The following is a 16,634-nucleotide window of genomic DNA, read 5'->3' on the forward strand; positions in this document are numbered from 1 at the left end:
CAGGCTATGCAATGGAAGCACAGGAAAACCATATGGGATTGCGTGACATACATTCGGTGACCCGCTGGGGCATTGCAGGGACTTTAAGTGCGGTTCTGCTTAGCTACAGCGGGCATTGGTGGGGCAAAGCTATTGCCAATGAAAAGCACGAACTGGCAGCTTATAGATCCGAGATTATTGCTAAAAATGCAGAACAACAGGCTGCGCAAGCACGAACATACTCGCTAGAAATACGAGGCGTAGGCCTTGCAGTAAATGACTGGCATCAATCTTCTGTCTGGCGAGAAATTGCTAAAAAAAGCAACAATTTCTCATCGATATTTCCGTCGGACTCTAAAGCCTATAACCCGTCCTTGAGCTCGCGAGAAACTACAGCGGATATTAATACTCGGGTGGCTTTTCAGCATTCCGCTGGAGAGTCAGTAGCCTATTGGCCAATTCCAGCCTTTGCTTTAGGCCCTCCGAACCCTTATGAAAAGCCCTACCGTGCAGCGAATCTGATCAACTCCGGCCGGAATGCAGCGACCTTAGGTGTCACCCAGCTTCTCTGGCAAAACGATGAGAGCACCAACTACGCACAAAGCATGATCGAGCGGCTGTTTCAGTTTTTTGAGGCTAATCCTAAAGTTCCGCAAGCACTGATCGCAAGCGAGGACGGGGACGTCACGCGAAACATATATCGCAAACGTGGCACTCCTGGCCTGCAGAAAAATACTCAAGTAGTACCAACGGTATTTGAAAGCATGACAGGCCTGCTGGTCACCCGTTCTGACAGGGTAGATCGCTATATTCGTCCCTATGCGACAAACGAGCCAGAGGACAACCAGAGCAAAGATACCGATCTAGGCAAGCTTTGGGCTTTCTACTGGGATCGGGACAAAGCATTTATGGACTGGTACGAAGCTGCCGAGAAAGCCAAGGGCATTGAAACACCCTACGCCCCGGGCACCATGTCAACCGCCTACTGGCAATCCCAACTCCCCACGCTCTGGAAAACCATCAGCAACCGTAGTCCCGGCAACTTCGAGCCTTCCCCTTGGCTGCCGATCCGCTAGAATCAGCATCAGGTCAAGGAGTTCGATGCTGCGCCGGTACTCGGTTATCTGCACCGCCCGATCAAGGCGCCCATGCAGGATGAAAACGGCAAGCGCCTGAAACCAGCCTTGCAAGCCAAAGCGCTGCAAGCCGCCTGGGTGCAGGCGCTGGATACCTTGCCAGATGGTCAGAAACCTGTGCGGGTGTTCTACGACAGCACCAATAACCCGGAGGCGGAAATCGCCCTGAACAACGCCCTGCACGACCTGAACAAGGACGGCCACGGTCTTGAGCTCGGCAATGTCGAAGAGGGCTACGACATCGGTCGTCGTCTGGGTAATACCGGGGTCAGTGGTGCGCTGGTCGAGATCAATCTGGCGACCATCGCCAGTTACAAGGATGGCGGCGTCAGCGCCGTTGTCTACGCCGGCACCGATGGCAGCCTGACCGTACAAATGGTCCGTCCGCCCGATGAAGCCCGTAAAGCGAAGAACAGCCAGAACCGCGGCGCAGATCCGTTTATCTTTGGTTCGCCTTAGCGGTCACTAAACACTCTCAATCGTAAACAAGGAAGAAAATATGTATGCGCATTTTTGTAGGGCCTTTGTAGGGATAAATTTAGTCGCGGCATTGATTTTAATGGGAGGCTGTACGCAGGACTCCGTATCCCCGTGTGACGAACTGATTGGCGACTACGCCGCGAAGCCTAAAAATAAACCGAAGTTTCGTATCGAGAAGAACGGCGAGAACTTCACGCTCACGCAAAGTGACGCAGGCACCCAGGTCAGTGAGCCGCTCACCCCCTTACCCAACGCCGAAATAGTGGAAATGTTTGAAGGCAAAATAGTGCCGCCTCGCTGCGTTCTCACCGCTGATGGTATGAAGATAATGAAGCTCCCCGCTGGCAGCGACGTTAATCCCACAGAGGATCCCGATCGGAAACTTTCGCATTATCCCGAGCCCACCCCATTCCTCATGGGCATATCTGCGGGAGTAGCGGCTGTACTGGGTCTTTACCCCGTACCTCACCAAGAAAAACTCAAAGATATCGACGAGGAAGATGAGGACGACGACGGTTACATTTACAGTAAATAACGTACTTTTTTTGCAGGAGAGGTGAAAGGCATGTTCGTATCAACAGACGGTAAAGCGCCTGGGCATCGCTGAAGGCAGACAATCATCAACCATGGAAATAGCCTTTTCCTGAGCCTGTAAATAAAGAAAAGCCCCGACTCTCACGAGCCAGGGCTTTGTCTTACGGCACAAACCACTATTCCTGAACCATCCGCACAATCCGCTGCGGCAGTGGGATCTCGATGCCTGCGTCCTTCAGGCGGTCGCGCGCTTCGATGTTGAACATCGACGTCACGTCGCCCATGTCGCCACTGCTGGTCCAGACACGCAGGGACAAGGTAATTGCGTTCTCCCCCAGCGCAGCCACCACAGCCTGGGGGGCCGGGTCCTTGAGGACGCGCGGGTCGTCGGCCATGTCCAGCAGGACCTGCAAGGCCTTCTTGAGATCGGCATCATGGCTGACGCCGATGTCGAAGGTGATCTTGCGGGTCGGTTGACGGTTGGTGTTGGTGATGATGCCGTTGGACAGGTTGCCGTTGGGAATGATCACGGTACGGTTGTCGCCGGTGCGCAGCACGGTGTGGAAGATCTGGATGTTGTCGACGGTTCCCGACACACCCTGGGCTTCGATCCAGTCACCGATACGGAACGGGCGGAACAACAGAATCAGCACGCCACCGGCGAAGTTCGCCAGGCTGCCTTGCAGGGCCAGACCGATCGCCAGACCGGCAGCACCGATCGCCGCCACGAACGAGGTGGTTTCCACGCCGATCATCGACGCGACGCTGACCACCAGCAGGATTTTCAGAATGACGTTGGCCAGGTTGCTGACGAAGCCCTGCAAGGCCAGATCGGCGTGTCGCAAGGCCAGCAAGGCGCCCAGTTTTCCGGTCAGCCGGTTGATCAGCCACCAGCCTACGCACAGCGTGACGACTGCCAGCAGCAAGCGGCTGCCGTACTCCATGATCATCGGAATCCAGGCCTGCGACGCTTGCCACAGATGACCGACTTCTGCGTTTAAATCCATCGTTATCTCCTTACTCGTCACGAACTGCGATCAAAACCACGGCGGCCTGCCGTCATTTCAATGCTCAGGGCGATTCGGACTGGCCGGGGAACGCAGGGTTCCCTGGCTTTCAATGCAACGATCAGTCGCGGAAGTTGTTGAATTGCAACGGCATGCCCGAATCGTAGGCACGCAACGCTGCGATGGCTTCTTGCAGGTCGTCGCGCTTCTTGCCGGTCACCCGCACCTGCTCGCCCTGAATGGCGGCCTGGACCTTGAGTTTGGCTTCCTTGATATGGGCGACGATTTTCTTCGCCAGCTCCTTGTCGATGCCTTCACGGAGGATGACTTCCTGCTTCATCAATTTGCCGGAGGCGTAGGCGTCCTTGATCTCGAGGCACTTCGCGTCGATCTTGCGTTTGACCAGCGCCAGCTTGAGGATTTCGATCATGGCCTCCAGCTGGAAGTCTGCTTCTGCGGTCAGCGTGACAGTCAGTTCCTTGAACTCGAACGTGCCTTTGCCTTTGAGGTCATAGCGACGGTCCAGCTCTTTGATAGCGTTGTCGACGGCATTCGTGACTTCGTGTTTATCCAATTCGGACACTACGTCGAACGAGGGCATGTATGTTCTCCAGATAAACGGCGTGCGCACAATTCGGGCACGCATGACTTGACGGTGTGAAAGAACGCTCATTATAACGAGACTTTTCCGGCGTTCACTGTGAGCCTTCCATGCACATCCTTGTTTTCACCTTCTGCAGACCGCTTCAGCGCCATAACGTGCCGCTGTGATGGCGGTGACATGGCATGTTCTCGGTGCGGGCAGCCTGGGCAGTCTCTGGGCGACGCGACTGGCACGCGCGAATCTGCCGGTGCGGTTGATCCTTCGCAACGCGGATCGGCTGGCCGCCTATCAAGCCAATGGCAGCTGCGTGACGCTGGTCGAGAACGATATTGCCCATGCGTACCCGGTCGAAGCACAGACCGCCGACCATCGACAGCCCATCGAACGGCTGCTGGTGGCCTGCAAGGCTTACGAGGCCGAGCAGGCTGTCGCTCAGCTGGCGCCGCGACTGACGGCGCAGGCCGACGTCATCCTGTTGCAGAACGGCCTGGGCAGCCAGGACGCAGTGGCTGCGCAAATCCCCCACGCGCGCTGCCTGTTCGCCTCCAGCACCGAAGGCGCGTTTCTGGAGTCGGACTGGCGCGTCAGGTTCGCTGGCCACGGTTTCAACTGGCTGGGTGATGCATCCAACCCGACAGCCCCCGCGCTTGTGCAGGATTTGCACGACAGTGACATTCCCCACGAATGGACGCCGGACATCCTGACCCGCCTGTGGCGCAAGCTGGCACTCAACTGTGCGATCAACCCGCTGACGGTCCTGCACGACTGCCGTAATGGTGGCCTGCTCGATCACGCCTGCGAGGTCGCCACGCTGTGCGCCGAGCTGAGCGACCTGCTGGGCCGCTGCGGCCAGCCAGCGGCTGCGCAGGAGTTGCACGCTGAAGTGCTGCGGGTCATCCAGGCGACCGCCGCCAACTACTCATCCATGTATCAGGATGTGCTTCACGGGCGACGCACCGAAATCAGCTACCTGCTGGGTTACGCGTGCGCAGCCGCAGTGCGTCATGGCTGCCCGGCACCGCACCTGCAGCATTTGCAGACGCGCCTGACCGCTCATCTGGCAAGCAAGGGTTTGCGTACCGACTAGCCCGCGCTACCCTGCTCGCATCACCCGTCACTGCGACTTGCCCAATGCCCTTGCGCCAACGCCTGGAAAACCTGCCCGTCGGCCAGAAACTGCTGGCTGCCCTGCTGGTCCTGATGACCACCGTACTGCTGGTCGCCAACCTGACCTTCATCAGCGCGGCCTATTACATCTCTCAGGAGGCGATGGCTCCGCAGGCCCTGCAGACCATCGGCCGACTGATCAGCAGCGCCAATCTCAACGAGCGGGCCTTGTACTCGCCTGATGAGGCGCGCGCGCTGCTCAAGGAGCTGAGAAGCTACGGGCCGTTGCGTGCCGCAGCCCTGTATGACAACAACGGCGAGCGGCTTGAACAGATGCATCAGGGCGAAAGCCTTGAGCTGCCCAGACGCTTTAAAGACCTGGATAGCTGGCGCCTCACCGAATTTCGCAGCACGCAAGTCATCACCGTACCCAAAGGTGACGAGCCGCCAGGGCATCTGCTGCTGGTGGCCAGCAGCGAGCTGCCACCGGCCTTCTACACCGGCACGCTGACCGCCAGCCTGGGCATTCTGGTGTTCAGCGTGTTGCTGTGGCTGGTGGTAGCGCGGCAGATTCGCCGACTGATCACCGAGCCCATTTACCAACTGGAAGAATTGTCCCGGCAGGTGACCCGCGAAGAGAACTACGCACTGCGCGCAGAACCCGGTAACGAAGATGAAATCGGCAGTCTGGCCGAGGCGTTCAACACCATGCTGTCGCGTATCGAAGCGCGTGAACAGCAACTCAAGCGCGCGCGCGACGACTCGCAGGAAGCCTACGATCAGGCCCAGGGGCTGGCCGAGGAAACCCGCCACACCAACCGCAAGCTGGAGCTGGAAGTCCAGGTGCGCAGCAAGATCGAGAAGAAGCTCACCGGCTTTCAGAATTACCTCAACAGCATCATCGACTCGATGCCCTCGGCGATGATTGCGCTGGATGAACAGTTGTACGTCACCCAGTGGAATCAGGAAGCCACAGCACTGTCCGGCACCACACTGGACGAAGCGCTGAACCAGCCGATCTTCCTGGCCTTCGAGCCGATGCGCTCGTTTCTGCCGCAGATCAAACACACCGTCGAGCGTCACAGCGTGACCAAGATCGAGCGCGTGACCTGGATCAAGAATGACGAGCCCCGCCACTACGCTCTGACGTTCTACCCGTTGACTGGCGATGCCGGGCGCGGCGTGGTGATCCGGATCGATGACATCACCCAGCGCATATCGCTGGAAGAAATGATGGTGCAGTCGGAAAAAATGCTGTCTGTCGGCGGTCTGGCAGCAGGCATGGCCCATGAGATCAACAACCCGCTGGGCGCCATACTGCACAACGTACAGAACATACGTCGGCGGCTGTCCCCGGAACTGCCGAAGAACATCGAGCAGGCTGAGGCCGACGGCATCGATCTGGCGCAGGTCAACCATTACCTGGAAAGCCGCGAAGTGCCGAAACTGCTCGACGGTATTCAACAGGCCGGTGCCAGGGCCGCAAAAATTGTCAGCCACATGCTCAATTTCAGCCGCCTGAGCAGTCGGCAGTTATCGCCCTGCGACTTGCCGGCCTTGATCGATCAGGCCGTGGAGATCGCCAGTAACGACTTCGATCTGACCATCGGCTTCGACTTCAAGGGTCAGCACATCATCCGTCAGTTCGACCCCGAACTGGGTCCGGTACCATGCATCGCCAACGAGCTGGAGCAGGTGCTGCTGAACCTGCTGAAGAACGCCGCGCAGGCCATTCACCAGCGGCCGGAGAGCGAAGAGCCAGGGCGCATTACCCTGCGCACGCGTCTCAATCCGCCGTGGGCCGAGATTCAGGTCGAGGACAACGGCATCGGCATGTCGGAGAGCATTCGCAAGCGTACGTTCGAGCCGTTTTTCACCACCAAGGAAATCGGCCAGGGCACCGGGCTGGGTCTGTCGGTGTCCTACTTCATTGTCACCAACAACCACAAAGGCCAGATGGAGGTACATTCCTCTCTCGGCACGGGCACCTGCTTTACGCTGCGTCTACCGCTGGTGGCCAACCCGGTGAGCGTTCAGCAGCAGGTCATTTCAAAATCCTGATCAGGAATCGCATCAATGGGCTTTCGTTTGTCGAAGATTTACACGCGTACCGGCGATGCCGGTGAAACCGGTCTGGGCGATGGCCGACGCGTCTCCAAGGATCATCCGCGCGTCGAGGCCATCGGTGAGGTCGATACGCTCAACAGCCAGCTGGGACTGTTGCTGGCGGGGCTGATCGATGAAGCTCAGCGCGTCCCGGCGCTCAACGAAGTGATCGAAGTACTTGCACCCTGCCAGCACCGACTGTTCGATCTGGGCGGGGAACTGGCCATGCCGACCTACAAGGCGCTGAACGAAGCCGAGGTCGAGCGGCTGGAAGCCGCCATTGATGTCTGGAATGAGGAACTGGGCCCGCTGGAGAATTTCATTTTGCCAGGCGGTTCATCGCTGATCGCCCAAGCGCACATCTGCCGTAGCCTGGCACGCAGTGCAGAACGTCGCTGTCAGCATCTGAATGCCGTCGAGCCGCTGGAAGGCGCAGGGCTGGCGTACATCAACAGGCTGTCGGACCTGCTGTTCGTCGCAGCCCGATTGATCGCCAGACGACAGGGCATTTCCGAGATCCTTTGGCAGCCCGCGCCCAAGCCGCTTTGATGGACATATCCATTAAACGGAGCATCACAGAAGACATCCTCACGCCAGCGTTCTGGCGTTAGGTATAGGTCTTGTGGGAGTGAGCGAGGCGGGCTCACGAAGACGTCGGCCCAGACGCCCCATTTTCAGGGGTTTTACTGGCCTCTTCGCGAGCAGTTGGCTCCCACGGCCTGCGGCCAGAATCAAGAGCAGACTTGTGTATAACGCTAGTTACTCTGCGTGGGCATGCCGTTCTGGACGCTCTGCGTCCTCTGCTGAGCGTCAGACGATCTCGTCAGGCCAGAACGCGCGAATCCCGGCCACGCCCTGTGCGCCGCTCTCCCAGGCCTGTTGACGCTCGGCAGGGCCCACGCCGCCCAACAGAAAGACCGGCTTGTTGAAGCCTGCGATCAGCTGCATTGCCTGCTGCCAGCCCAGCGGCTGTGCATCAGGGTGGGTCAAGGTTGGCTGAACGGGCGACAGGGTGACGAAATCCACGCCCATCTGCTCGGCCAGAGCCAGCTCTTCGGCGTTATGGCATGACGCCGCCAGCCAGCGGTTCTCCGGGAACGGACGGCCGCGACTGGCGTACTTGCGCAGTTGCTCCGCCGTCAGGTGCCAGCCGGCGGACGGAAAGTCGCCCAGCCACTCCAGAGGCCCTTTGAGCATGAGTTGCGCCTTGCCGGCACACAGGCCCGCCGCATCCACGGCCAGGTCGCGGTACTTCGGGTCGTAACCACCCGGCGCACGCAACTGGACCAGCTTGATGCCACCGGCGATGGCTTTCTGCATACCGCGCAACAGCTCGATAGTGTCCAGCCCGTCAGGCGTGATCAGATACTCGCCAGGCAAACGTGCCGCCGCGACGATCGGCTGATTGGCGGCTGGAAAGTCATAATTGGCCAGCTCGCGCGGGGTGGCCCAGACCAGCGGCTGCCCTTCGGCGCCATGCGCCTGGCCAGTGAAGGCCGAGACTTCCCAGACGTCCAGGAGCACCTGCTTGTCCGGATAGTCGTGGCAGACCTTGATCAGCGGACGCGCAGCCGTCACCAGGATACCCAGCTCTTCCTGCAGTTCACGTGCGAGCGCCGCCTGGACGGTCTCGCCCTCCTCGACCTTACCGCCGGGAAACTCCCAGAGGCCACCTTGATGCTGGGTATCGGCACGTCGGGCAATCAATACGCTGCCGTCAGCACCACGAATGACGGCGGCGGCCACATGCACTCGTTTCACGATCAGGACTCCTCCAGACCGGCCTGCTGCCAGCGTTTGAAGGCAGGCCATTGGTAGATGGTTTCGATGTAAGCCAGCGCTTCTGCGGGTAACTCGACACGATAGCTGCGCAGACGAATCGCCACCGGCGCGAAGAACGCATCGGCAATGCTCGGCTTGCCGAACAGAAACGGACCGCTTTCGGCCGCAGCAGCGCGGCATTCGGCCCACAGCTCGACGATACGGTCGATGTCGTTCTGGGTATCGACCGGAATCACTTCCAGTGCCTGATCCTGACGCAGGTCCATCGGCATGTTCGAACGCAGGCTGACAAAACCGCTGTGCATCTGCGCGCAGGCAGAACGCGCCTGGGCACGCGCGGCGGTGTCGCTCGGCCACAGGTCGGCGTCCGGAAAACGTTCGACCAGGTATTCGCAAATGGCCAGCGAATCGATGATCGTGCCGTGCTCGCACTGCAACGCAGGGACCTTGCCGGTCGGTGAATACTTGAGAATGTTCGCGCGGGTGTCAGGCTGGTTGAGGCGGATAACCTGATCGGTGAACGGAGCACCGGTCATTTCCAGCACCAGCCAGGGACGCAGCGACCAGGAGGAGTAGCGTTTGTCGCCGATAATCAGATGCAGGCTCATGGTTCAGCTCCATTGAGCCCGGCGCGAAGACAGGATGCCGGCGCGCCGGGCATTGAATCAGGTGCGGTATTCCGCATTGATCTTCACGTACTCGTGAGAAAGATCGGTGGTCCAGATCGTTTCGCTGCAATCGCCGCGGCCCAGCTCGATACGGATGGTGATTTCTTCTTCGGCCATGACCGCCGAGCCCTGCTCTTCGGTGTAGGTCGTGGCGCGGCAGCCCTGGCTGGCGATGCACACGCCCCCCAGGAATACGTCGATCTTGCTCACGTCCAGATCCGGCACACCGGCACGGCCGACCGCCGCCAGGATACGTCCCCAGTTCGGGTCGGAGGCGAACAACGCGGTCTTGATCAGCGGCGAGTGGGCCACGGCATAGCCAACGTCCAGGCATTCCTGGTGATTGCCGCCACCGTTGACTTCCACGGTCACGAACTTGGTCGCACCCTCACCGTCACGCACGATGGCCTGAGCGACCTCCATGCACACGTCGAACACGGCTTTCTTCAACGCTTCGAACAACGGGCCTTTGGCCTCGGTAATTTCCGGCAGGTCAGCCTGACCGGTGGCGATCAGCATGCAGCAATCGTTGGTCGAGGTGTCGCCATCGATGGTGATGCGGTTGAACGACTTGTTGGCGCCGTCACGAATCAGGTCCTGAAGCACGCTCTGCGCCACTTTGGCGTCGGTGGCGATGTAACCGAGCATGGTCGCCATGTTCGGGCGAATCATGCCTGCGCCCTTGCTGATGCCGGTCACAGTGACGGTCACGCCGTCATGGCTGAACTGACGGCTGGCGCCTTTGGGCAGGGTGTCGGTGGTCATGATCCCGGTCGCCGCAGCGGCCCAGTTATCCACAGACAGATCATCTATCGCGGCTTGCAGAGCGCCTTCGATCTTTTCCACCGGCAGCGGCTCGCCGATCACGCCCGTCGAGTAGGGCAGCACCGCCGAAGCATCGACGCCAGTCAGTTGCGCCAGCTTCTCGCAAGTACGACGCGCCGCAACCAGACCCGGCTCGCCGGTGCCCGCATTGGCATTGCCGGTGTTGGTCAACAGATAACGCACAGTGCCCTGGACGCGCTGTTTGGCCAGAATGACCGGCGCTGCGCAGAACGCATTCAAGGTGAATACACCGGCAACGATGGAGCCTTCGGCACAGCGCATGACCACAACATCCTTGCGCCCCGGGCGTTTGATGCCGGCAGAAGAAATGCCAAGTTCAAAACCGGGAACCGGGTGCAACGCAGGCAAAGGACCAAGACCAACAGCCATCGGGGTGCTCCTCATGGAGTGTGGCGCCGTCCGCATCGGTACGGCGCTCAATGAAAAAACGCCGCGACGGGCAAGCCGGTCGCGGCGCAGGTATTACACGGTCAAAGGCTTAGTTGATCTGGCCGTGACAGTGCTTGAATTTCTTGCCCGAACCACACCAGCACAGCTCGTTGCGACCCAGCTTCTGGTCGTTGCGAACCGGCTCGGATGCAACGGCAACAGGCGCTTCGCCACCCTCTTCGTCGAGCAGCGGTTGCTCGATGCCCGGGGCAGGCGCGTGTTCGAACTGCATGCGACTGGCCAGCTCTTCGGCGTCCTGACGCAGGCGTGCCTCTTCTTCCTCTGGATCTTCGCGACGAACCTGAACATGCGAGAGCACACGGATGGTGTCGCGCTTGATCGAGTCGAGCAGTTCCTGGAACAGCGTGAAGGACTCGCGCTTGTATTCCTGCTTCGGGTTCTTCTGAGCGTAGCCGCGCAGGTGGATACCGTGACGCAGGTGGTCCATGGTCGACAGGTGATCTTTCCACAGGTCGTCCAGCACGCGCAGGAGGATCTGCTTCTCGAAGGAGCGCAGCGCTTCGGCGCTGGCCTGGTCTTCCTTCTCGTTGTACGCCACCAGCAACTGCGCCATGATTTTTTCGCGCAGGCTGTCTTCGTGCAGCTTATCGTCTTCGTCGAGCCACTGCTGGATCGGCAGTTGAACCGCGAAGTCGGTATTGAGCGCCGATTCCAGGCCTGCAACATTCCACTGCTCCGGCAGGGACTGTGGCGGAATGTGCTGGCTGATCAGGTTGTTGAGCACTTCCTCGCGGAAGTCGGCAATGGTCTCGCCAATATTCTCGGCAGCCAGCAACGTGTTACGCATGTGATAAATCACTTTACGCTGCTCGTTGGCCACGTCATCGAATTCAAGCAACTGTTTGCGGATGTCGAAGTTGCGACCTTCCACCTTGCGCTGCGCTTTTTCGATGGCGTTGGTCACCATGCGATGCTCGATCGCTTCGCCGGACTGCATGCCCAGCGCCTTCATGAAGTTCTTCACCCGGTCAGAGGCAAAGATGCGCATCAGGCTGTCTTCGAGCGACAGGTAGAAACGGCTGGAGCCGGTGTCGCCCTGACGGCCGGCACGACCGCGCAGCTGGTTGTCGATACGACGCGATTCGTGACGCTCGGAGGCGATAACATGCAGGCCGCCCGCTTCGATCACCTGCTGATGGCGCTTCTGCCAGTCAGCCTTGATCTGCGCGATCTGCTCGGGAGTCGGGTCTTCGAGATTGGCGACCTCGACTTCCCAGTTGCCGCCCAGCAGGATGTCGGTACCACGACCGGCCATGTTGGTGGCGATGGTCAACGCACCCGGACGACCGGCCTGCGCAATGATTTCCGCTTCCTTTTCGTGGAACTTGGCGTTCAGAACCTTGTGCTCGATGCCTTCCTTGTTGAGCAGATTGGACATGTGCTCGGAAGTTTCGATGGTCGCCGTACCGACCAGTACCGGACGGTTTTCCGCGATGCAGGCCTTGATGTCGGTGACGATGGCGGCGTACTTCTCTTCCGCCGTCAGATAGACCAGGTCGTTGAAGTCCTTACGCGCCAAAGGCTTGTTCGGCGGGATGACCATGACGGCCAGGTTGTAGATCTGGTGGAATTCGAACGCTTCGGTGTCGGCGGTACCGGTCATGCCGGACAGCTTGTTGTACAGACGGAAGTAGTTCTGGAACGTGGTCGATGCCAGGGTCTGGCTTTCGGCCTGAATGTTCAGACCTTCCTTGGCTTCGATGGCCTGGTGCAGACCTTCGGACAGGCGACGGCCCGGCATGGTCCGGCCGGTGTGTTCGTCGACCAGCAGCACCTGACCGTCCGAAACGATGTATTCGACGTTGCGGTTGAACAGCTTGTGCGCACGCAGACCGGCATAGACGTGAGTCAGCAGGCCCAGGTTATGAGCCGAGTAGAGGCTCTCGCCTTCGGCCAGCAGGCCGACTTCGGTGAGCATTTCTTCGATGAACTGGTGACCGGCTTCGTTCAGTTCGACCTGACGGGTTTTCTCGTCAACGGTGAAATGCCCCGGCTTGGTGACTTCGCCTTCCACTTCCTCGATATGCTGCTCGAGCTTGGGGATCAGGCGGTTGATTTCGGTGTACAGCTTGGAGCTGTCTTCAGCCTGACCGGAGATGATCAGCGGCGTACGCGCTTCGTCGATCAGAATCGAGTCGACTTCGTCGATCACGGCAAAATTGAGTTCACGCTGGAACTTGTCGTCCATGCTGAACGCCATGTTGTCGCGCAGGTAATCGAAACCGTATTCGTTGTTGGTGCCGTACGTGATATCGGCAGCGTAGGCGGCGCGCTTCTCTTCCGGCGGCTGGAATGGCGTGACGATGCCTACGGTCAGACCGAGGAATTCGTACAGCGGACGCATCCAGTTAGCGTCGCGGCGAGCAAGGTAGTCGTTCACGGTAACCACGTGAACGCCCTTGCCGGACAATGCGTTGAGGTAGACAGCCAGCGTACCGACCAGGGTTTTACCTTCACCGGTACGCATTTCCGCGATCTGACCTTCGTGCAGGGTCATGCCGCCGATCAACTGGACGTCGAAGTGGCGCATGCCCATGACGCGCTTGCCCGCTTCACGAGCGACAGCAAAGGCTTCCGGGAGCAATTGATCGAGGGTCTCGCCTTTGGCTATGCGGGCCTTGAACTCTTCGGTCTTGGCGCGCAGTTGCTCGTCCGAAAGGGCCACCATTTGCTCTTCGAAGGCATTGACGATCTGTACCGTCTTGAGCATGCGTTTTACTTCACGCTCGTTCTTGCTTCCAAAAAGTTTTTTCAACAAAGGCGCAAACATATCGACAGGATCTTCCACACATAGGAATGGAGGGCGGCCCCGTGAGTCGCCCGTGCAGCCCAGATGGCCGCATGCGAACGAGCATTCTACCCGGAAACGATGGTGAGGAAAGTGGCGTTATTCCACGATGCTGGCACAGCGCTGTGACGGGGCAGGTTTACAATGGGGCCATTTTCAAGCACTTCAACCCGTTATCCGGGGAAGTTACTCATTGATTTGCATATGAAAGCACGGAAATGCCCTGAAAAGCAGCCGTCAGAACGCTTTCTGTTAAGATGTTCATCTTGTTACCCAGGCATCCCTCCATGGCCTTTCGTCCTCTGAACGCCCGCCCGCCCGCTGTTCTGCTGCGTGAAGCCAAGCCCCTGAAGGCTATATTTCGCCACGCCGAACGCCTCAGCCACCTGCAGCGCCTGCTCGAAAGCCAGCTGCAGCCTGCGGCTCGCGAGCATTGTCGCGTGGCCTCGTGGCGCGAGGGCACCTTGTTGCTGATCGTGACGGACGGTCACTGGGCCACGCGCCTGCGCTACCAGCAGAAACGCCTGCACCGGCAAATGATGGCCTTCGACGAATTCATCAACCTGACCCGCATTGTGTTCAAGGTGCAGCCGCCTGAAGCGCCACGCGGGGCGGCCACGCACACCATCGACCTGTCGGCAGTGGCTGCCGAAAACATTCAGGCCACCGCCGAAGGCATCACCGATCCGCGCCTGCGTGCCGCACTTGAACGGCTGGCCAGCCATGCAAAGGACAGGAAGTAACCCTGCCTGATCGCTGCAAGACCTCCACGAACACAGACTTCCCCCTGAGTAAACCCATAAAAAAAGGCCACCCGAGGGCAGCCTTTAAAGAACAAAAGGAAAGAGAGTAAAGCTTGCTTACACGGCCGCGACAGGGCGCATGTAAGAAATTGGTGCCGTACTGGCATCCTCGAAAGTCACCACTTCCCAAGCGTCTTTCTGCTCGATCAACGTGCGCAGCAGACGGTTGTTCAGTGCATGCCCCGATTTGAAACCCCGGAACTCACCTATCAGGCTGTTGCCCAGCAGGTAGAGGTCACCGATGGCGTCGAGGATTTTGTGTTTGACGAATTCGTCCTCGTAACGCAGGCCGTCTTCGTTCAGTACACCGTCCTTGTCGACCACGATGGCGTTTTCCACACTGCCGCCGAGTGCGAGGTTGTGCTTGCGCAGGTACTCGATATCACTCATGAACCCGAAGGTCCGGGCACGGCTGACTTCCTTCACGAAGGAGGTACTGGAAAAGTCCACGCTTGCACTCTGGGTGCGGTCACGGAAGACGGGGTGATCGAAATCGATCTCGAAACTGACCTTGAACCCTTCGAAAGGCACGAAGGTAGCGCGTTTACCGCCCTCCTCCACCGTGACTTCACGCAGGATACGGATGAATTTCTTCGGCGCGTCCTGTTCTTCCAGGCCTGCCGATTGAATCAGGAATACGAAAGGGCCTGCGCTGCCGTCCATGATAGGAACTTCGGAGGCAGAGAGCTCGACGTAGGCGTTATCGATGCCAAGGCCAGCCATGGCCGAGAGCAAGTGTTCTACCGTGTCGACTTTGACATCACCATTGACCAGAGTGGTCGACAGAGTGGTGTCACCGACGTTTTCCGCACGCGCAGGGATCTGCACGACGGGGTCAAGGTCAGCTCGGCAAAACACAATGCCGGTATTCACAGGTGCGGGCTTGAGGGTCAGGTAAACCTTCTCCCCGGAGTGCAGGCCTACACCTGTGGCACGGATAATATTTTTCAGGGTGCGTTGTTTAATCATGGCATGGGCCGCTTCAGCGCAAGTTGCGAACTGGTATCAACAAAGGCTGGCGATGATAGCAGACCATGCCTTTGCTGAACACCAATCACCCTAATACCCCTGATACATTTCATCAATCGGCCTGACGACGCAGGAAAGCCGGGATGTCCAGGTAATCAAGATCATCGTTAGGATTCATCTTCGCCGCGGCTGTAGCGCCTGCGTGTGCCTGATTGCGCATCACGGTAGGACGATCCAGGTCACGGTAGTTGACCGACGGTGCTTCCTGGCGGGACGCCTGCTGTGCAGGAGCCTGCTGGGTGGTCTGCAACGTGTTGTCGATGACCTTGATAGGTTTCTCGATTTTCGCGCCCAGGCCGGTGGCGACCACGGTCACGTGCAACTCGTCACGCATGTCCGGATCGATAACAGTACCGACCTTGACCATCGCGTGCTCGGAAGCGAACGCTTCGATGATGCTACCCACGTCCGAGTACTCACCCAGAGACAGGTCAGGACCGGCAGTGATGTTGACCAGGATGCCGCGAGCGCCCTGCAGGTTGACGTCTTCGAGCAACGGGTTGCGGATGGCCGCTTCAGTCGCTTCACGTGCACGGTTAGGACCGCTGGCGCAGCCAGTGCCCATCATCGCCATGCCCATTTCGCTCATCACGGTACGCACGTCGGCGAAGTCGACGTTGATCATGCCCGGACGCTTGATGATGTCGGAGATACCGCGAACGGCACCGGCCAGTACATCGTCAGCCTTGGCGAAAGCCGACAGCAGGCTGGCGTCTTTACCGAGGATGGTCAGCAGCTTCTCGTTGGGAATGGTGATCAACGAGTCGACGCTTTCGGACAGCATGCGGATGCCTTCATCGGCGATCTGCATACGCTTGCGACCTTCGAACGGGAACGGACGGGTCACGACTGCGACCGTCAGAATGCCCATTTCCTTGGCCACTTCAGCAATGATTGGTGCTGCACCGGTACCGGTACCGCCGCCCATGCCAGTGGTGATGAAAACCATGTTGGTGCCCTGCAGAACTTCTGCAATGCGCTCACGATCTTCAAGTGCGGCCTGACGACCGACTTCAGGGTTGGCGCCAGCGCCAAGGCCCTTGGTCACGCCGGTGCCCAGTTGCAGAATAGTCCGCGCGCCGATGTTTTTCAGCGCTTGAGCATCAGTGTTGGCGCAGATGAATTCCACGCCTTCGATGTTGCTCTTGACCATGTGATTGACAGCGTTGCCGCCACCACCGCCTACGCCGATAACCTTGATAACCGGGCTTTGCGGGACGTTGTCTACGAGTTCGAACATTTTCTCTCTCCTTCCGCTTTCTAGTTAGTTTTGCCTACTGCCTGCCGATACTGCTGGTGAAGCCCTGAATCTGAA

At 59.0% G+C, this 16,634-nt stretch carries 13 protein-coding genes and 1 pseudogene; 6 read left to right on the forward strand and 8 right to left on the reverse strand.

Annotated features, from left to right (window positions below; all coding sequences use genetic code 11):
- Window positions 1-14: 14 nt before the first annotated feature.
- Both AC54XV_RS21485 and AC54XV_RS21490 read left to right on the forward strand, forming a co-directional pair.
- Window positions 15-1,574, forward strand: a pseudogene (locus AC54XV_RS21485) (type VI lipase adapter Tla3 domain-containing protein); the annotation flags it as partial.
- A gap of 40 nt (window positions 1,575-1,614) precedes the next feature.
- Window positions 1,615-2,130, forward strand: a complete 516-nt coding sequence (locus AC54XV_RS21490) for a hypothetical protein (RefSeq protein ID WP_024638342.1) — start codon at window positions 1,615-1,617, stop codon at window positions 2,128-2,130.
- Between the two features lie 175 nt (window positions 2,131-2,305).
- On the opposite strand, the gene AC54XV_RS21495 is transcribed toward AC54XV_RS21490, so the two are convergent.
- Both AC54XV_RS21495 and AC54XV_RS21500 read right to left on the reverse strand, forming a co-directional pair.
- Window positions 2,306-3,136: a mechanosensitive ion channel family protein gene (locus AC54XV_RS21495; protein WP_003413348.1), complete on the reverse strand. Its 831-nt coding sequence runs from the start codon at window positions 3,134-3,136 to the stop codon at window positions 2,306-2,308.
- A gap of 121 nt (window positions 3,137-3,257) precedes the next feature.
- Complete coding sequence (locus tag AC54XV_RS21500) at window positions 3,258-3,737, reverse strand: YajQ family cyclic di-GMP-binding protein (RefSeq protein WP_003304827.1); 480 nt, start codon at window positions 3,735-3,737, stop codon at window positions 3,258-3,260.
- Between the two features lie 169 nt (window positions 3,738-3,906).
- Here AC54XV_RS21500 and AC54XV_RS21505 point away from each other — a divergent pair, with 169 nt between their 5' ends.
- The 3 genes from AC54XV_RS21505 to AC54XV_RS21515 are packed head-to-tail and all read left to right on the forward strand — an operon-like array spanning window position 3,907 to window position 7,502.
- Window positions 3,907-4,827, forward strand: a complete 921-nt coding sequence (locus AC54XV_RS21505; RefSeq protein ID WP_058398865.1) for a putative 2-dehydropantoate 2-reductase — start codon at window positions 3,907-3,909, stop codon at window positions 4,825-4,827.
- A gap of 44 nt (window positions 4,828-4,871) precedes the next feature.
- Window positions 4,872-6,908 (forward strand): sensor histidine kinase, encoded by a 2,037-nt coding sequence (locus AC54XV_RS21510; protein WP_024651842.1) that lies wholly within the window; start codon window positions 4,872-4,874, stop codon window positions 6,906-6,908.
- A gap of 15 nt (window positions 6,909-6,923) precedes the next feature.
- Complete coding sequence (locus AC54XV_RS21515; RefSeq protein ID WP_011268839.1) at window positions 6,924-7,502, forward strand: cob(I)yrinic acid a,c-diamide adenosyltransferase; 579 nt, start codon at window positions 6,924-6,926, stop codon at window positions 7,500-7,502.
- Window positions 7,503-7,763: 261 nt separating this feature from the next.
- Here AC54XV_RS21515 and AC54XV_RS21520 read toward each other — a convergent pair whose 3' ends face one another.
- The 4 genes from AC54XV_RS21520 to secA all read right to left on the reverse strand — a co-directional run bounded on the left by AC54XV_RS21520 (window position 7,764) and on the right by secA (window position 13,469).
- On the reverse strand, window positions 7,764-8,714 hold the full coding sequence (locus tag AC54XV_RS21520; RefSeq protein ID WP_011268840.1) for a Nudix family hydrolase: 951 nt from the start codon (window positions 8,712-8,714) through the stop codon (window positions 7,764-7,766).
- Between the two features lie 2 nt (window positions 8,715-8,716).
- On the reverse strand, window positions 8,717-9,343 hold the full coding sequence (locus AC54XV_RS21525) for a glutathione S-transferase family protein (protein ID WP_058398864.1): 627 nt from the start codon (window positions 9,341-9,343) through the stop codon (window positions 8,717-8,719).
- Between the two features lie 57 nt (window positions 9,344-9,400).
- Window positions 9,401-10,618, reverse strand: a complete 1,218-nt coding sequence (gene argJ, locus AC54XV_RS21530; RefSeq protein WP_058398863.1) for a bifunctional glutamate N-acetyltransferase/amino-acid acetyltransferase ArgJ — start codon at window positions 10,616-10,618, stop codon at window positions 9,401-9,403.
- A 109-nt stretch (window positions 10,619-10,727) separates the two neighbouring features.
- Window positions 10,728-13,469: a preprotein translocase subunit SecA gene (gene secA, locus AC54XV_RS21535; protein WP_053275758.1), complete on the reverse strand. Its 2,742-nt coding sequence runs from the start codon at window positions 13,467-13,469 to the stop codon at window positions 10,728-10,730.
- Between the two features lie 305 nt (window positions 13,470-13,774).
- On the opposite strand from secA, the gene AC54XV_RS21540 reads away from it, so the two are divergent.
- A complete protein-coding gene (locus tag AC54XV_RS21540) occupies window positions 13,775-14,230 on the forward strand; it encodes a DUF721 domain-containing protein (RefSeq protein WP_003313540.1) in 456 nt (151 codons plus the stop codon).
- Between the two features lie 117 nt (window positions 14,231-14,347).
- On the opposite strand, the gene lpxC is transcribed toward AC54XV_RS21540, so the two are convergent.
- The gene (lpxC, locus tag AC54XV_RS21545; RefSeq protein ID WP_002555040.1) at window positions 14,348-15,259 is read right to left on the reverse strand and encodes a UDP-3-O-acyl-N-acetylglucosamine deacetylase; all 912 of its coding nucleotides are present in this window, start codon (window positions 15,257-15,259) and stop codon (window positions 14,348-14,350) included.
- Between the two features lie 112 nt (window positions 15,260-15,371).
- Window positions 15,372-16,559, reverse strand: a complete 1,188-nt coding sequence (gene ftsZ, locus AC54XV_RS21550) for a cell division protein FtsZ (protein WP_058398862.1) — start codon at window positions 16,557-16,559, stop codon at window positions 15,372-15,374.
- Window positions 16,560-16,634 lie beyond the last annotated feature (75 nt).

Source organism: Pseudomonas fragariae (ex Marin et al. 2024) (genome assembly GCF_059621105.1).

What these genes read in the sequence shown, in the direction of transcription:
- AC54XV_RS21490 (WP_024638342.1), top strand. Translation starts at nt 1,615, where the DNA reads ATGTATGCGCATTTTTGTAGGGCCTTTGTAGGGATAAATTTAGTCGCG.
- AC54XV_RS21495 (WP_003413348.1), bottom strand. Translation starts at nt 3,136, where the DNA reads ATGGATTTAAACGCAGAAGTCGGTCATCTGTGGCAAGCGTCGCAGGCC.
- AC54XV_RS21500 (WP_003304827.1), bottom strand. Translation starts at nt 3,737, where the DNA reads ATGCCCTCGTTCGACGTAGTGTCCGAATTGGATAAACACGAAGTCACG.
- AC54XV_RS21505 (WP_058398865.1), top strand. Translation starts at nt 3,907, where the DNA reads ATGGCGGTGACATGGCATGTTCTCGGTGCGGGCAGCCTGGGCAGTCTC.
- AC54XV_RS21510 (WP_024651842.1), top strand. Translation starts at nt 4,872, where the DNA reads ATGCCCTTGCGCCAACGCCTGGAAAACCTGCCCGTCGGCCAGAAACTG.
- AC54XV_RS21515 (WP_011268839.1), top strand. Translation starts at nt 6,924, where the DNA reads ATGGGCTTTCGTTTGTCGAAGATTTACACGCGTACCGGCGATGCCGGT.
- AC54XV_RS21525 (WP_058398864.1), bottom strand. Translation starts at nt 9,343, where the DNA reads ATGAGCCTGCATCTGATTATCGGCGACAAACGCTACTCCTCCTGGTCG.
- argJ (WP_058398863.1), bottom strand. Translation starts at nt 10,618, where the DNA reads ATGGCTGTTGGTCTTGGTCCTTTGCCTGCGTTGCACCCGGTTCCCGGT.
- secA (WP_053275758.1), bottom strand. Translation starts at nt 13,469, where the DNA reads ATGTTTGCGCCTTTGTTGAAAAAACTTTTTGGAAGCAAGAACGAGCGT.
- AC54XV_RS21540 (WP_003313540.1), top strand. Translation starts at nt 13,775, where the DNA reads ATGGCCTTTCGTCCTCTGAACGCCCGCCCGCCCGCTGTTCTGCTGCGT.
- lpxC (WP_002555040.1), bottom strand. Translation starts at nt 15,259, where the DNA reads ATGATTAAACAACGCACCCTGAAAAATATTATCCGTGCCACAGGTGTA.
- ftsZ (WP_058398862.1), bottom strand. Translation starts at nt 16,559, where the DNA reads ATGTTCGAACTCGTAGACAACGTCCCGCAAAGCCCGGTTATCAAGGTT.